General features: G+C 29.1%; 11 protein-coding genes and 1 pseudogene. 5 read left to right on the forward strand and 7 right to left on the reverse strand.

The window, feature by feature from the left end:
* Positions 1-65: 65 nt before the first annotated feature.
* The 3 genes from QIA19_RS04235 to QIA19_RS04245 are packed head-to-tail and all read right to left on the reverse strand — an operon-like array spanning position 66 to position 4,854.
* Positions 66-1,658, reverse strand: coding sequence for a glucose-6-phosphate isomerase (locus QIA19_RS04235; protein ID WP_008882186.1), 1,593 nt, complete (start codon positions 1,656-1,658; stop codon positions 66-68).
* A gap of 22 nt (positions 1,659-1,680) precedes the next feature.
* A complete protein-coding gene (locus tag QIA19_RS04240) occupies positions 1,681-2,082 on the reverse strand; it encodes a ParB N-terminal domain-containing protein (protein ID WP_008882248.1) in 402 nt (133 codons plus the stop codon).
* 6 nt (positions 2,083-2,088) lie between these two features.
* Positions 2,089-4,854 (reverse strand): PBP1A family penicillin-binding protein, encoded by a 2,766-nt coding sequence (locus QIA19_RS04245; protein WP_301366051.1) that lies wholly within the window; start codon positions 4,852-4,854, stop codon positions 2,089-2,091.
* 308 nt (positions 4,855-5,162) lie between these two features.
* Between QIA19_RS04245 and plzA the strand changes: the two genes are divergently transcribed.
* Entirely contained in the window at positions 5,163-5,948 is a 786-nt protein-coding gene (gene plzA / locus QIA19_RS04250) for a c-di-GMP-binding receptor PlzA (protein WP_301366053.1), read from the forward strand.
* A gap of 148 nt (positions 5,949-6,096) precedes the next feature.
* Here plzA and QIA19_RS04255 read toward each other — a convergent pair whose 3' ends face one another.
* A complete protein-coding gene (locus QIA19_RS04255; RefSeq protein ID WP_301366055.1) occupies positions 6,097-7,110 on the reverse strand; it encodes an L-threonylcarbamoyladenylate synthase in 1,014 nt (337 codons plus the stop codon).
* Between the two features lie 105 nt (positions 7,111-7,215).
* Between QIA19_RS04255 and QIA19_RS04260 the strand changes: the two genes are divergently transcribed.
* The 3 genes from QIA19_RS04260 to valS all read left to right on the forward strand — a co-directional run bounded on the left by QIA19_RS04260 (position 7,216) and on the right by valS (position 11,816).
* Positions 7,216-8,004 carry a septal ring lytic transglycosylase RlpA family protein gene (locus QIA19_RS04260; protein ID WP_301366057.1) on the forward strand — a complete coding sequence of 263 codons (789 nt, stop codon included), beginning with the start codon at positions 7,216-7,218 and terminating at the stop codon, positions 8,002-8,004.
* Positions 8,005-8,195: 191 nt separating this feature from the next.
* The gene (locus tag QIA19_RS04265) at positions 8,196-9,185 is read left to right on the forward strand and encodes a tRNA-dihydrouridine synthase family protein (RefSeq protein WP_301366059.1); all 990 of its coding nucleotides are present in this window, start codon (positions 8,196-8,198) and stop codon (positions 9,183-9,185) included.
* A 3-nt stretch (positions 9,186-9,188) separates the two neighbouring features.
* On the forward strand, positions 9,189-11,816 hold the full coding sequence (valS, locus tag QIA19_RS04270; RefSeq protein ID WP_301366060.1) for a valine--tRNA ligase: 2,628 nt from the start codon (positions 9,189-9,191) through the stop codon (positions 11,814-11,816).
* A gap of 83 nt (positions 11,817-11,899) precedes the next feature.
* Here valS and QIA19_RS04275 read toward each other — a convergent pair whose 3' ends face one another.
* The 3 genes and pseudogenes from QIA19_RS04275 to groES all read right to left on the reverse strand — a co-directional run bounded on the left by QIA19_RS04275 (position 11,900) and on the right by groES (position 13,669).
* Positions 11,900-12,496: a hypothetical protein gene (locus tag QIA19_RS04275; RefSeq protein ID WP_301366061.1), complete on the reverse strand. Its 597-nt coding sequence runs from the start codon at positions 12,494-12,496 to the stop codon at positions 11,900-11,902.
* A gap of 78 nt (positions 12,497-12,574) precedes the next feature.
* Positions 12,575-13,250 (reverse strand): annotated as a pseudogene (mnmC2, locus tag QIA19_RS04280) (tRNA (5-methylaminomethyl-2-thiouridine)(34)-methyltransferase MnmC2).
* A 146-nt stretch (positions 13,251-13,396) separates the two neighbouring features.
* Complete coding sequence (gene groES, locus QIA19_RS04285) at positions 13,397-13,669, reverse strand: co-chaperone GroES (RefSeq protein ID WP_301366062.1); 273 nt, start codon at positions 13,667-13,669, stop codon at positions 13,397-13,399.
* 141 nt (positions 13,670-13,810) lie between these two features.
* On the opposite strand from groES, the gene QIA19_RS04290 reads away from it, so the two are divergent.
* Positions 13,811-15,442 carry an ABC-F family ATP-binding cassette domain-containing protein gene (locus QIA19_RS04290; protein WP_301366063.1) on the forward strand — a complete coding sequence of 544 codons (1,632 nt, stop codon included), beginning with the start codon at positions 13,811-13,813 and terminating at the stop codon, positions 15,440-15,442.
* Positions 15,443-15,457: the final 15 nt, after the last annotated feature.

Consider the following 15,457-nt stretch of genomic DNA (forward strand, 5'->3'; position numbering starts at 1 on the left):
TATTACCTCTTATATAAGCTTAGTGCATTCTTTTTTAAACTTAAGGCGGTATATTCAAAAATTAATTAATCTTGTTTTAGAATTTTTTTAGAATAAGATTCTATTACTTCATCTTTAAAATTGTCATTTTTTAAAATTTGATTTGCAATAATTTTTCCTAGCTGAACTCCTTCTTGGTCGAATGAGTTTATATTTAATAAAAATCCCTCAAACATTACTTTATTTTCATAATGGGAGAGTATTGCTCCTATTGCATAAGGTGTTAATTCTTTTGAATATATTAGTGCAGAAGGCCTTTCACCTTGGAAATTTTTATTTTTATTGTTATTTTCTTTACCTTTTGAAAATGCTATTATTTGGGCTATTAAATTTGCTTTTAATTTATCATTGCTTGAGCTGTTATTAGATATTACATCTTCTTTAAGTTGTGTTTCATTAAAACCTATGAAATCCATTGGAACTATATCTGTTCCTTGGTGAAGCATTTGAAAGAATGAGTGTTGAACATCTGTTCCAATGCCTCCCCAAATTATTCTTACAGTTTTGTAGTTTATTGTTTCATTAAATCTGTTTACACTTTTTCCATTACTTTCCATTTCAAGTTGTTGTAAATGAAGATAAAAATTTTCCATTGCTTTAGAATAAGCAATGATGCAGTTGCTACTGTAATTTAGAACATTTCTTTCATATATGCTAATTAGTGCTGCTAAGAGAGATGCATTGTCTTTTACGTTTTTGTTTAATGATTTTTTGTCAGCCTCATTGGCTCCTTTTAGAATTTCTTTTGCAATTTTTTCTGTGAAGCAAAGAGTAAGCAGTGTAAGTCCAACTGCTGATGTTGGAGAGAATCTTCCACCTATTGAGTCATGCATGAAGAAATATTCAAGATATCCTTTTTCCTCTATTGCCAACATGCTATTTTTTAGTGTTATAATGACCATTTGTTTTTTGTATTCTTTTATGCCATTTAATTTTAATTTGTTTATTAAGAATTGCATATTAGCTTTAGTTTCTAATGTATTTCCACTTTTTGAGACAATAATAAAAAGCGTTTCATCAACATTAATGCTATTTAATACTTCTTCTGATTCGTCTGGATCAATGTTTGAAATAAAATAACCATGCATTAGGGCTAGATTGTGTTTTTTTGCATAATTTTTTATTGAGCTGTAAAGAGCTTTTGGTCCCAGGCTAGACCCACCAATTCCTATTTGAACTACATTTTTAAACTTTTTACCATTTGAACTTTTAATGTTCCCAGAATGAATTTGCTTTGCAAAATTATATATTTTTTCAAGTTCTGATTGAAAAAACTCTCTCATATTTTCTTTATTGTCTTCTATTACGTCCTTACCAATTTGCCCTCTTGTAAGGTGATGCAGGACTTTTCTATTTTCACTAATATTGATCTTTTCCCCATCAAGCACTTCTTTATATTTTTCTATTAAATTTGCTTCATCGCTTAAATTTTGAAAAATTTTAAGGTGGGTTTCATTAATTTGTTTTGAAGCATAGTTATAATGTACACTATCTCCTTCTATTGTAATGTCGTATTCCTTTATTCTTTTTCCAGTTAATGCCGTTTTGAGCATTTCTGGAGCAATACATTCAAGGATTTTAAAATTTTCAAGTTCATTAAGATTTTTGTAATTTAACATAAACACACCTCTTTATTATGATTTAAATTTTTCTATTTTTTCTTTTACACATGTTTTTAATTTTTAAGATAATAAATTTAAGGAATCTTATTATTATATTGCTTTCAGAATAAATTTTTAAGTAAGCTTCTCCCTCGTTTGCCTCGCTTCTTGTAAATGATTTTCTAACATTATTCTCATCAAGTTCAATTTCAAGTAAAGTTTTTTTGTTTTCAATTGAGATTACCTTTACTTCAACTTCTTTATAGCCTATTTCTTTTAAAGCCTGATATCTTCTAAGTCCTGCTATCAAGTTTTTATTTTTATCTATTATTATTGGATAAATTAATCCATGTTTTATAATGCTGTTTTTAAGAGTTTCAATGTCTCCTATATTTTTTCTAATTCTTTTTTTTATTTTTATTTGATCGATATCTATTAACATATTGCTTTAATCCAATTGGATATCTTCTCCGTTGACGTCTTTATTGGTAATTTTTTCATTTTCATCATTGTTGTTTGAATTTAATTCTTTTGTGCTTTGTGTTTCTGTGTTTGTTTTATTAATAATGACTCCTTCTTTAATTTCTTTGGTGTTTTCAATAAGCATTTCCTGGTTATTATTGTTATTCACTGGATCTTGTTGTGAGTTTTTATTTTCTATTTCATTTAAGGGTTCTTTAATGTTCATTTCCATTTCATCTTCATTTTTATTTTCTTCATTATCATTAATGCTCTCAAGATCATTATTATTATTGTTATTAAAGCTTTCAAGATTATTATCAAGATATTCAAATTCAGGAGTGTCAAAATTTATTTCATCGTTATTATTAATCTCATCAATTCCATATATGTTAAATTCTATTGTATTTTTAAATTCTTGTTTATTTTCATAATATTTTGATTTTTCAACTGGCTGGGTGCCGGAAATAAATAGTTCATTTATTATTTTCTCATCAGCAATTTCTTCCGGTAGTAGGCCCGTTTCTGCTTGTACGGGGATGCTAATTATTCCTGCAGGTTTTACAAAAACTTTTTTGGGTAAGTTTTTGTGATATTCTGCCATAAATTCTCCCCAACTAGGCCCTGCCAATCCTGTTCCTGTTCCAGATATTCCCAGCGAATATCCTTTTTTGTCAAATCCAACCCAAAATGCTGTTGTTATATAAGGAGAGTATCCTATTGCCCATCCGTCTGCCCAATTTTGTGTTGTTCCCGATTTTCCAGCAATGTCTGATTTAAAATTTTTGAGATTTGTATATCTTTGATTTGCTAGGGTTCCGTATTGAATTGTTGATTTCATCATATCTGTGATTATATAAGCGGTTTGAGGAGATACTATTTGAGTTTGGTGTTCTTTGTTTTTTATTTTAGCCAATATGCTTGCTTCTTCATTTGTTATTATTCTTCCAGCTCTGTCTTCAATGTATCTTATTCCATAAGGTTCTATTTCGCTACCACTATTTCCTAAAATTGCAAAGGCTCTTGCCATTTGGATTGGAGAAACCGATATTACACCTAGTGCTAGTGGATAAACTTTTGGAAACGTTTTTTCTATTTCTTTTGGATCTGTTATTCCTAGTAGTTTTGAGGAGTAGCTAATTGCAGAGTCAAAGCCTAGCCTGTCTAATATTCTTAATGCCGGAATATTTAAGGACAAGGCCAATGCTTGGCGCGTTAAAACGTTACCTCTCCATTTACCACCATAATTTCCCGGAGCATAAACTTCTCCGTTTTTATTTAGAAATGCTACTGGAGAGTCTGAAAACATTGTGGCAGCTGTTATCTTTTTTAGATCAATTGCGGCTGCAAAATATAGTGCTTTGAATGCACTTCCAGGCTGAACTTTTGCTTGTGTGGCTCGATTAAATTCATTGTCTTTAGTATGTCCACTTCCTCCAACCATGGCTCTTATTGCTCCACTTGTTGTATCTATTGCTATCATTGCTCCTTCAGGCTGTGCAATAAGTTTTGGTGTTAATTTATTTTTGATAATATATTCTTTTGTTGCCTTATCTATTTTATCAATTCCAAGTATAGCTCCAAAACTTGCAATTAGATCAATATTGTCTTCGTAAAATTTTCTTTTTCTCAGTTTTTTATATTGTCTTCCATTTATTCTTAAATTTTTAATTCCCAATAAATCTGATATTGCATCTACTACAGGGACAATTTCTGAATTAATGATTATTGTTTCAGATGATCTATTTAAATTGTGCATTGTTCTTGCTTTATTAATCATATCGTTTGTAACTTTATCTGCATATTTTTGTGCCTCAAGATCAAGTGTTGAATATATTGAGTATCCATCTTTATATATGTTTGCACCATCTGGTAAATATTTTAGTATTTTTTGTCTTATATATTCAGAGAAATAAGGAGCTTGGTCTTTTTTGTTTGAAATTGCAGATGTATCAGCCATTCTGGTCCAATCATAATTTTGCCAGTATTCATTAAATTCTTTTTCAGCAATTTCAGCCTTGACTATTCCATTTGATACAACTTGGTTTAAAACTGCGCGTTGTATTTTTTTTGAAAATTCTGGATTGTAAAGAGGTGAATAAAGTTTTGCGTTTGGAAGCTGGATTATCATCATCACAGATTCTGCTGTATTGATTTTATTTACACTTTTGCCAAAAAAGAATTTTGATGCTGCAACTATTCCATAATTTCCGTTTCCAAAATAAACTTTATTAAGGTACTTCTCTAGTATTTCGTATTTTGAGAGTTTTTTTTCAAGTTGAATTGCCCACCATATTTCATGTAATTTTCTCAAAATAGATCTTCTTGCTTGATTTGTGTAGAGAAGTTTTGCAAGTTGTTGGGTTAATGTGCTGCCGCCTGAAAAATATCTGCCAAGAACAATATTAAATGCGGCTCTAAATATTCCTATCAAGGAAAAACCTCGATGAGAAAAAAAACCAATATCTTCCCGTATTAAAAGCGTATTAATTAGATTGTCAGGCATTTTTCTCAAAGGCATTAATTCTCTATTCTCATCAGATATAAATTGAGTTATTTGTTTTCCATTAATATCTAAAAGTCTTGAGGGAACTGCTGGATTTACATATCCGAAATTTTTATCTTTTTGTATGTTTATAGTCTTGGATACCGCTAATGAGAGTGTGATAATAGAAAAGCTAACTGCGAAATATGTTAAATATATAAGCAGCTTATGCATATTTATTTTTTTCAAATTAGGGATATTCAATTTCATACTTTTTACTAAAGTATACTATAAGTGCATAAGAATTAATAATGTTATGGGTTGATTGTTATAGTGTAAAATTATTGTTATAATTTTACACTATGTAAACAGCATTTTGTAAGTTTTGTTAATTAAAAGATGCTGTGAGAGGTGGGTGATGGTATGTTTTTGATTTTAAGAGTAGATTTATTGATTGTTGGCTAAGCGTGTTTATAGCTTAATTGTTTTAAACTTTTTTATTTGTGTAAAACTGTTTAAAACAATTTGAAGCTTTGTTTAGTATTTTTATATTCAAAAAAAGGAGAAAGGAGAGGTTTATGCTTTTATCTAGAAAAATAAGAGATTATGGGGCTAAGTATAGGGGTAAAGAGATTAAAATGAGCACAGAGATAAATAGTTTTTTAAATCTTCGCAATACTATTGAGATGAGAATAGGCTCTTATACCGCTTTTGGAGTAATTTATTCTATTTCTATGGATTCTCTTAAGCTTATTTTTCAAGAAGATACGGTATTGCCCGCTTTGGCTAAAAATAAAAATTTAGGTTCTATTCAACTTAAGAAAAATTCGGATTCTAAGAGTAGTGCGGCTTTTTTCCCTTTTTTGTCTGTAAAACTATTGAGTGCTTCTGCTTATTCTTCTTTGAATAAAGAATACAATTTATTAACATTAGAATTTTTATCTTCTGTACCAGAAGAGATTGCTATTAAAGTTGGAAAGCTTCTTGATTTAAAGCTTGGGCAAAATCAGAGAATTCATGAGAGGATTATTATTGATAAAGATTCTATTAGAAAGCTAAAAATTGATTCTGATAAAGCTTTTATCAAGTTTAATGGAGCAAAACATAAATGCTTAATAAAAGATTTATCTTATGGGGGCGCTTTAGTAATTTCTTCTTTTGATTATGGGGATGTCGAGGAAGACGCAATTGATTTGATTTTTAGTTTTGAATTTATAGATGGAGAAATTTTTATTGAAGGCAAATCAAAAAGCTTAAGCGTTATTCAGACGCCCAGCGGAAAGGTTTTTGCGCTGGGTATTGCTTTTGATGAAGACAAAATACCACTTGAGTATACTATGTTAATCCATGATTATTTCAATTAATCAAAGGATTGAAATTTTTCTTATGTGATTATGCGAAAATTTACTTATAATATTTAGGTTTAAGTCTTCTTGGTTGTATTTACTGGTTTTGCTCGGGTTGGGGAGGAGAGGTGTGGTGTGTTTTAGTTTTTTGCTTTTGGCTTTAGGATTATTTTTTGTTAATGAATCTATTTGAACTAGCTTTTTTGATTCTATTGTTTATTGAATGTCCAAGTTCTTCGTCTTTTAAGAATTCACTAAGTATTTGTTTGTAGTTGTTTTCAGAATTTACCAACTCTTTGTAAAGATTTTGTGCATATTCTTCAAGAGTGTTAAATACTGTAATATTTTTTTTATCCCAAAAAAAATTAAATAAATAGGATTTTAGAGTAGCTTTTGTGATAAGTATTTTTGTATCTTTGTTTAAATATCTTCTTATGTTATCTTGACTTTTAAATAAATAAACGGGAATTTTTGGCTTGTAGTGTTCTATTATGTTTCCGGGTGATTTTTCTAGTTCTATTTTTGTTTCTGCGTAATTTACCGTATATTTTCCTTGAAGTTCATTTTCTATCATTTTTTTTGTTATTGCACCTGGTCTTAATATCAGTACGTTATCTTTTAGGTCAAACCCAACCACAGTTGATTCGATTCCAATATTAAAGTCTTTGTTCTCTTCTGTTTTTATTATTCCTCTTACAAGCCCATTTAATTCTTTTAAGGCCATTTCGAAATTTGTTGAGCTAGGTCTTTTTGATATATTTGCAGACGGTGCTACTATGGGGACTTTAGATGCTTTTATTAAGCTTAAAGCTGTTTTATTTGCAGGAATTCTTATTGCCACTGTGTCTAGGTTTCCACTTACAAATCTAGATATTTTTATTGATTTTTTAAGAACATAAGTTAAAGGGCCTGGACTAAATTTTTTGATTAGCATGAGGGCACTTTTGGGAATGTATTCTGATAATTCTTTTATTTTTTTTACCGTATCAACATGTACTATTAAAGGATTGTTGATGGGCCTTTTTTTTACTAAAAAAATCATTTTTACAGCATCTTCATTGTAAGCATTTGCGCCAATTCCGTAAACTGTTTCTGTTGGGAATACTACAAGTTCTCCCATTTTGATAAGTTTTGCTGCTTTTTGTATTTGGCTGCTGCTAATTATCTCTGTTGATATCATTTTTTAGACTTTTTTCTTTTTATAATTAAATCAAAAAAAATGTAAATAAGCAATTTGCAAGCTTAATTGTTTGTTGAAATATGTTTTTATATTATAATAAACATTATGAGAAATTTAATTGATGCCATCTTAAGAGATAATAAAAACTTTGTTTTTATCTTTGTATTTTTTTTTATTGCTTCTCATTTAAATTCTGCCACAGTGGGCCTTGCTTCATGGTATGGCGAAGCTTTCCACGGCAAAACTACTGCTAATGGCGAAAAATTTGATATGATGGCGCTTACTGCTGCTCACAAAGAATTGCCCTTTAATACTACTGTAAGGGTTACAAATCTTTTAAACAATAGATCAGTTGTTGTAAGAATTAATGATAGAGGTCCTTTTAGGAAGGATAGAATAATCGATTTGTCAAAATATGCCGCTGAGAAGCTTGATTTTTTAGGAATAGGAGTTGCTCCTGTAAAAATTGAAGTGATTGAAAGTTCGAATGAAAAAAGACCTTCTGTATCAAAATCTAGTGACTTTAAAAAAACATTTAATATTCCTGAGGTTAAAGAAGAAAAGAAAACTAAGCAATCAGACGAAAATATTTCTGTTGAAAATAAATCCAAAGATTTATTGGCAGATTACTCAGTTTCTGCTGACAAAGAAACAGATTTTTACATACAAGTTGGATCTTATAGGAAAAAAGATTACGCTGACAGGGCTTATCGAATATTAAAAAAAGCGGGTCTTTTTGTTGTAGTAAATTTTCATGGGCCGTTTTATACCGTTTTTATCCCTACTAATGCCGATGATGTTCAAAAAAATATAGAACTTATTCAATCTGCCGGATATAAAGATACTTTAATAAGGAAAACCAAGGTTCCAGGCGAGAGCCTTATTATGGATTGATTTTTTAAATTATTTTTTTATTAAAATTATTTATTAACTTTTTAAAATTTTATGATTATGTCCTTTATTGCCGGTCCTTTTGTGGTATTTTTTTATTTTAAAAATTGCGATATTATTTTTGGAAATTTAAATTTATTAAACGACTGTTTTACTTGGTTTAAATTTGTATTTTATTATTATGTAGTTATTTTATGAAGTTTTTATTTGATATTCCTCTTCCAATTATGATTTTGGCTCCAATGGAGGATGTTACCGATACTGTTTTTAGAAATTTAATTCATTTAATAGGATCTGAAGAAGGAGAGCCTCATATTTATTTTACTGAATTTATTTCTACAAAAGGAATTTTAAATGGATCAAAACAATCTGTTCAACATATTTTTTTAAAACCCAATGAACTTAATAGGCCTTTAATTGCTCAGATTTGGGGCAATGTTCCTGAGCAATTTTATAGAGCAATAGAAATATTAGGGGGCATGGGGTTTTGGGGAATTGATATTAATATGGGTTGTCCTAAGAGTAAAATAATTAAAAAAGGAGTTTGTTCAGCTTTAATTAATAATAAATCTTTAGCTAAAGAGATAATTCTTGCAAGCAAAGAAGCTTGTGCGAGATTTAATTTGCCTCTTAGTGTTAAGACCAGGCATGGATTTTCATATCCAGAAGTTGATGATTGGCTGGGGTTTTTGTTGGGCCTTGAAATTGATATGTTAACGGTTTATCCAAGACTTGCTGTTAATCAGAGTAAAGGTCTTGTTAATTTTGATATTTTTTATGAACTTGTTAAATTACGAAATAATCTTAGTCCTTCTACTCTGATTATTGGAAATGGGGATGTTTTGAGTCTCAAGGAAGCTAGATATTATGTTGATAAATATTTAATTGATGGAATTATGTTTGGTCGTGGAATTTTTGATAATTTGAATTTATTTAAGCCCTTTTCAAAACACTTTTTAGATAGTAATTTAAATTTTAGGTTAAATATATTAAAATTCCATATAAAGGATTTTCATGCTACTTGGGGACTTGAAAAAGATTTTAATAAACTTAAAAAATATTTTAAGATATATTTTACTGAGAAGGAAAGACAGAGTAAGTATTTCTCAAATCTTATAAATTCAAAAACCTATGAAGAGCTTTTTGAAAATTTAAAAGTTATTGACATGGTAGGAGATTTTTAAACGATGAATTGTAGACCTCTTGAAAAATATGATCCTAAGGCATTTGAAGATGAAATTTACACCAAGTGGCTTAAAAACAATGTTTTTTTGCCAGATAATTCTTTATTTGAAAAATTTAGTATGGTTGCGCCTCCTCCTAATGTTACTGGCGTGTTGCACATGGGGCATGCTCTTAATTTTGTTTTGCAAGATATTCTTGTAAGGTATAAAAGAATGAAAAGACACAATACTTTGTGGCTTTTTGGCACAGATCATGCAGGAATAGCAACGCAGGCTGTTTTTGAAAGACATCTTAAAAAGATTGGTAAAAGCAAAGATGATTTTGAAAGAGAAGAGCTTGTTCAAGAAATTTTTAAATTAAAAGATAGGCATAGAGGGATAATTGTTAATCAGATAAACAAACTTGGGGCGTCTTATGATCACTCAAGAGAAAGGTTTACTCTTGATGAGAGTCTTTGTAAGGCTGTTAACAAGGTTTTTAAGGACTTGTATTTTAAGGGGTTGATTTATAGGGGCGAGTATCTTGTTAATCTTGATCCTGGATCTGGGAGTGTTGTTAGCGACGAAGAGATTGAATACAAAGAAGTTGATGGTAAGCTTTATTTTGTTAAGTATTTTATTGATAACTCTTCTTTTATTGAGGTTGCAACAACTAGGCCTGAGACAATGTTTGGGGATACTGCTATTGCTGTTAATCCTAATGATGAGAGATATAAGTCTTTAGTTGGCAAAGAAGTTACAATTCCTTTGACAACTAAAAAGATAAAAATTATTGCAGATTTTTATGTTGACAGCGCTTTTGGCACTGGGGCTTTAAAAGTTACTCCTGCGCACGATCCTAATGATTTTGAAATTTCAAAAAGGCATAATATTTCTAAGGTCAATATTTTAACTCAAGATGGAAAGCTTAATAAAAATGTTCCTTTGCAATACCAAGGATTAAGTGTGAAAGATGCAAGATTTAAAATTGAGACAGAATTAATGGAAAAGGGTTTTTTGCAAGATGTTAAGAAGCATAGACAACAGGTTGGGCATTGTTATCGGTCAGGTGAGGTTATTGAACCTTATTTGTCTACTCAGTGGTTTGTGAGAATGAAGCCTTTAGCAGACAAAGCTTTAAAGGCTTTACAGAATGGCGAATTAAAATTTTATCCTAAAAAGTGGGAAAATACATATAAACATTGGTTATCAAATATTAGAGATTGGTGTATATCAAGACAGCTTGTTTGGGGACATAGAATACCGGTTTGGTACAATGTTGATACATCTGAACTTATTGTTAGTGATACTGATCCTTCTTTAGATGAAAAAAATATGGGGAAGAGATTTGTTCAAGATCCAGATGTTCTTGATACTTGGTTTTCTTCTTGGCTATGGCCTTTTTCTTCGCTTGGATGGCCCAATGTTGATGTTGATTTTAAAAATTATTATCCAACAAATACCTTAATAACAGCTTACGATATAATATTTTTTTGGGTTGCAAGAATGGTGATGGCAGGATTAGAATTTACAGGGCAAGTTCCTTTCAAAGATGTTTATATCACACCTCTTTTGCGTGACAAACAAGGTAAAAAAATGTCAAAGTCCTTAGGCAATGGAATAGATCCTCTTGATATTATTAATGGGTATGGAAGTGATTCTTTGCGGTTTACTTTATCCTTTTTGTCTGTTCAAGGTCAAGATTTGAATATTGACGCTAAAGATTTTGTGTTTGGGGCTAAGTTTGCAAACAAAGTTTTTAATGCTTCCAAATTTATTCTTTTAAATTTAAAAAATAGAGAAATATTAAATGATTTGAAATTTAACGACATTGACAAATGGCTGCTTACAAGCTTAAATTCGACTATTCTTGGTGTAGAGTCTTCTTTTGCAAATTATAAATATAATGAAGCTTCAAAATTTGTTTATGAGTTTTTTTGGAATGATTTTTGTGATTGGTATATTGAAATTAGCAAAATTGATTTAAATAATGAAAATATTGATATTCAAAATATGGCTATTTCTAAGTTGCTATTTTTTCTTAAAAAAGCATTATTAATTTTGCATCCGTTTATTCCTTTTGTTACAGAAAAAATTTATTCTGAATTTTCAGAAAAGGAAGATTTTTTGGCTTTAAATGAATATCCAAATTTTGATATTACCAATAATTTTCAAGAAGAATTTGAAAGTTTTAAAGTATTGAAAACTTTTATTATAGCTATTAGAACACTTAAGAGCGAATTTAATATACCTGCTAGCGTTGAAATTGATGTTGCTTTGAAGTTTGATGCTGATTTTAAATATGAGGCATACTTTAAGGCTAATGAAAGTATTGCAAAAAGAATGATTAACTTTAAAAATATATTTTACAATGAAAATTGTGATGGTATGCTTGGTGTAGCTGCAGTTGGTTTTGAAATTTATGCAGATGTTAAGTCATTGATAGATAAAACCAAAGAGTTGATAAGGCTTGAAAAGCAGCTTGAAAAGTATAAAATGCTCAATATTTCTGTTTCAAAGAAACTTGAAAATAAGAATTTTTTAATGAATGCTCCTAAGGAAATTGTTGAATCTGAAAAATTAAAATTTGTAGAATTTTCTTCTTTAATTAATAAAATAAATAATTATATTTTTAATTTAAAAAATCTGTAAAAAGATTGAAAAATTATTATGTAATGAAATTGGTTATGGTTAGTTTTTAAACAAAATGCTATTAGAAATAGCATTTTGAATCTTTAATTATCATTTAATATTTGAGAAGATAAGAAGTTTGAATCTTGTAGCTTCGTAAAGCTGTTTATTATTATTGATACATCTTCTTCTTTAATGTAAATTGATGGAAACGTTTTTCTTTGATCAAATAGGAAATTGAAATCAAGAATTAAATAAATTTGATTATTTTTTCGAGTTACACTTAGCTTTAACTCAAAATCATCATCGTCTTTGTATCGTTTATAGGGATTTTCTTTAATCATTTTTGTCTCTAATAATATGATTTCATTTTCTTTAATGTTTTTTGGTCTGCTATCAAATAAGCTTAGACTTTTGATTATATTGCTAGTATTTAAAAGATTAAAAAAGTTGAAATTTCTTCTATATCCGTTTTCTTTTAGGATAAGCTTAACTTCTGAATCGTGATCTTTAATGTATGGTCCGTTGTGTTCAATTTCAATAATGCCTTCAAGGCTTGCATTATTTAGAACTTCGGAATATTTTTCTTTTTTTATTAGTATATCTTGTATAAAGAACAAATCTTTGATTATGTCTTTTGCAAAAACATAATTATTAAATATTAAAAAGATTAACACCATAGCAAATAATTTTTTTGTCATTAAAATTCTCCTTGTGCCATTTGGTAGTATATCATACTTGTTGGGATTTTTTTAACGACTTATGTTAAAAATAAATTTTTAATTTTTTTGAGCTTTTATCATATGTCTTTTATTTCCAAATCCTTTTTCTATGTAAATGTATTTAAAATTAGCAAGTTTTAGGCCATCTTTTACAATTCTTGCAGAGGAAAATGTTGAAAGCTTGCATTCTGGACTGCTTTTCTCAGAAATTAAATTAAATATTTCATTGCTCCACATTTCAGAATTTTTTTAGGATTAAATCGGTCTAAAAACCAGTATTCTACATTTTCAGGAATTTCTTTGATTTTTATTTTGGCGTCTCCAATTAAAATTTTTAAATTAACATTTTCTGTTATTTTTAGTTTTAAATTTTTTTTTGGAATTTTAGGATAATTTTTCAACATTAATTTGAAATAAGCGGTTTCTTTAGCAAAGAACTTTGAAATTTGCATTATTGTTTTTTTTCGAGTGGAAATTTTTCTATAGAATAATAATTAATTTTTGAGGTTATGTTGTTTTCTTTTATGAATTTTAAAAGACATATAAAGTTTAATCCTGTTCCAAATCCCAGCTCTGCTATTAAAATATTTTTTTTTGTTTTTAATTCTAAATCTGAATTGCAACCTTTAATAAATTTATAAAAACTCTCTTCAATTCCCTGCTTTGGATTGTAATAGATGTCATCGAATTTGCTTGAATATATGGTATTTTCTTTAAAAATTGGCTTTTTCATTTAATTTTATTTTTTCAAGCTTACAGAATTTTGTAAGCTTGAAATTTTTAATTTGATTGATCAGAATAATAAGTTTTTATGTATAAATTTGTAATTTTTATTAAATATTTCATAAAAATTAAAGCTAAGTAGCTAAACTTAGCTTTTTACTCTTCTATTATTGCAACTATTTCTTTTGCTTTTAGTATTAAATGTTCTTTATTTTCGATTTTTACAGCAGCTCCTGCGTATTTTTCATAAAGCACAGTATCACCAACTTTTACATTGATCTCTTCTTTGTTAGAACCAACAGCTATAACTGTCCCAATATTTGTTTTTTCTTTTGCATTTTCTGGTATGTAAAGTCCTGAGATTGTTTTACTCTCAGCTTCTTTGATTTTTATTAAAACTCTATCAGCCAACGGCTTAATATTTTTCATCTCAAACATCTCCTTATATAATAATATTAAATATACGAAAAAACTGAGAGTTGAGTCAATATATTTATATGGTGCTTGAAAATTAAATTAATTTTCAAGATAATTTTGTTATTAGAATATCAATTTAGGCAGGGTAATGGTTTGATAACTGTAAGTAATTTGGAAGTTGCATTTGGAGAGAGAGTTTTATTCAAAGATGTAAATATTAAATTTTCTCCTGGAAATTGCTATGGAATAATTGGTGCTAATGGGGCAGGAAAAAGCACTTTTTTAAAAGTATTAGGGGGAATGATTGAAGCTAGTAAGGGTGAAATATCTGTCCCTAAAAATCAAAGAGTAGCAGCTCTTGAACAAGATCAATTTGCTTATGATGGATATAAGGTTATCGATACTGTTATTATGGGTCACAAAAGACTTTATTCTGTTCAAAAAGAAAAAGATGAAATTTATAGTAAGCTTGATTTTACTGATGAGGATGGAATTAGAGCTGGAGAGCTTGAAGCAGAATTTTCAGAGCTTGGAGGATACGAGGCTGAATCTGATGCAGCGGTTCTTCTTAAAGGTCTTGGAATAGATGAGGCAATTCATAATAATTTAATGGGTGATGTTGAAGGGGCTTTAAAAGTTAGAGTTCTTTTAGCTCAAGCACTTTTTGGAGATCCTGATGTATTACTTCTTGATGAGCCTACTAATAACCTTGATCTACAATCTATTAAATGGTTAGAAGAGTTTTTAATTAATTTTGAAAATACAGTTATTGTTGTATCTCACGATAGACATTTTTTAAATCAAGTTTGTACTCATATTGTTGACATTGATTATGGCAAGATTCAAGTGTATCTTGGAAATTATGATTTTTGGTATGAAACAAGCCAGATTTTAAACAAGCAACTAAAAGATGCTAAAAAGCGATCTGAAGATAAAATTGCTGAACTTAAGACATTTATTCAAAGATTTTCTAGTAATGCATCTAAGTCTAGGCAAGCAACATCAAGGAAAAAGTTGATTGAAAAAATAAAGGTTGAAGATTTAAAACCTTCTTCAAGGAAGTTCCCTTATGTTAATTTCAAAAGCGAAAGAGAACTTGGCAAGAATGTTCTTACAATTAAAAATTTAATAAAAGAATTTGAAGGGAATTTAATTTTAAATAAATTTAGTATTATTGTTGAGCCCCAGCAAAAGATTGTTTTTTTGGGAAATCCCATGTTTGCAACTTTTTTGTTTGATATTATTACAAATGAAGATAGAAATTATAAAGGTCATTATGAATGGGGATCTACTGTTAATTTTTCATATTTTAATAAAGATAATGGAAAATATTTTGATTTAGATTTAAATTTAGTCGATTGGTTGCGTCAGTATTCAAAAGAACAAGATGAAACTTATATTAGAGGATTTTTAGGTCGAATGCTTTTCAGCCAAGATGAAGCTTTAAAAAAGGTAAATGTTCTCTCAGGGGGAGAAAAAGTAAGATGCATGCTTGCTAAGGCTATGCTTAGCGGAGCTAATGTTTTAATACTGGATCAACCCACAAATCACTTAGATCTTGAGGCAATTACATCTTTAAATTCCGGGCTTAAAGAGTTTAAAGGAGTTGTTCTTTTTACATCACATGATCATCAATTTATAGATACTGTTGCTAATAGGATTATAGAGTTTACTCCTAACGGAATAATTGATCGATATATGACTTTTTCTGAGTATGTTGATGATGCTAAGATTAGGGATCTGAGAAATAATCTTTATGGCAATAATGCTGGTTTTAGGCTTTAGCAGTAGTTTTTTAGA

It is taken from the genome of [Borrelia] finlandensis (assembly GCF_030438365.2).
Lineage (GTDB): Bacteria > Spirochaetota > Spirochaetia > Borreliales > Borreliaceae > Borreliella > Borreliella finlandensis.

Bases quoted from the DNA above. Each gene is read 5' to 3' on its own strand.
- QIA19_RS04235 (WP_008882186.1), bottom strand. From the start codon at position 1,658: ATGTTAAATTACAAAAATCTTAATGAACTTGAAAATTTTAAAATCCTT.
- QIA19_RS04255 (WP_301366055.1), bottom strand. From the start codon at position 7,110: ATGATATCAACAGAGATAATTAGCAGCAGCCAAATACAAAAAGCAGCA.
- QIA19_RS04265 (WP_301366059.1), top strand. From the start codon at position 8,196: ATGAAGTTTTTATTTGATATTCCTCTTCCAATTATGATTTTGGCTCCA.
- QIA19_RS04260 (WP_301366057.1), top strand. From the start codon at position 7,216: ATGAGAAATTTAATTGATGCCATCTTAAGAGATAATAAAAACTTTGTT.
- QIA19_RS04275 (WP_301366061.1), bottom strand. From the start codon at position 12,496: ATGACAAAAAAATTATTTGCTATGGTGTTAATCTTTTTAATATTTAAT.
- valS (WP_301366060.1), top strand. From the start codon at position 9,189: ATGAATTGTAGACCTCTTGAAAAATATGATCCTAAGGCATTTGAAGAT.
- QIA19_RS04240 (WP_008882248.1), bottom strand. From the start codon at position 2,082: ATGTTAATAGATATCGATCAAATAAAAATAAAAAAAAGAATTAGAAAA.
- QIA19_RS04245 (WP_301366051.1), bottom strand. From the start codon at position 4,854: ATGAAATTGAATATCCCTAATTTGAAAAAAATAAATATGCATAAGCTG.
- plzA (WP_301366053.1), top strand. From the start codon at position 5,163: ATGCTTTTATCTAGAAAAATAAGAGATTATGGGGCTAAGTATAGGGGT.
- groES (WP_301366062.1), bottom strand. From the start codon at position 13,669: ATGAAAAATATTAAGCCGTTGGCTGATAGAGTTTTAATAAAAATCAAA.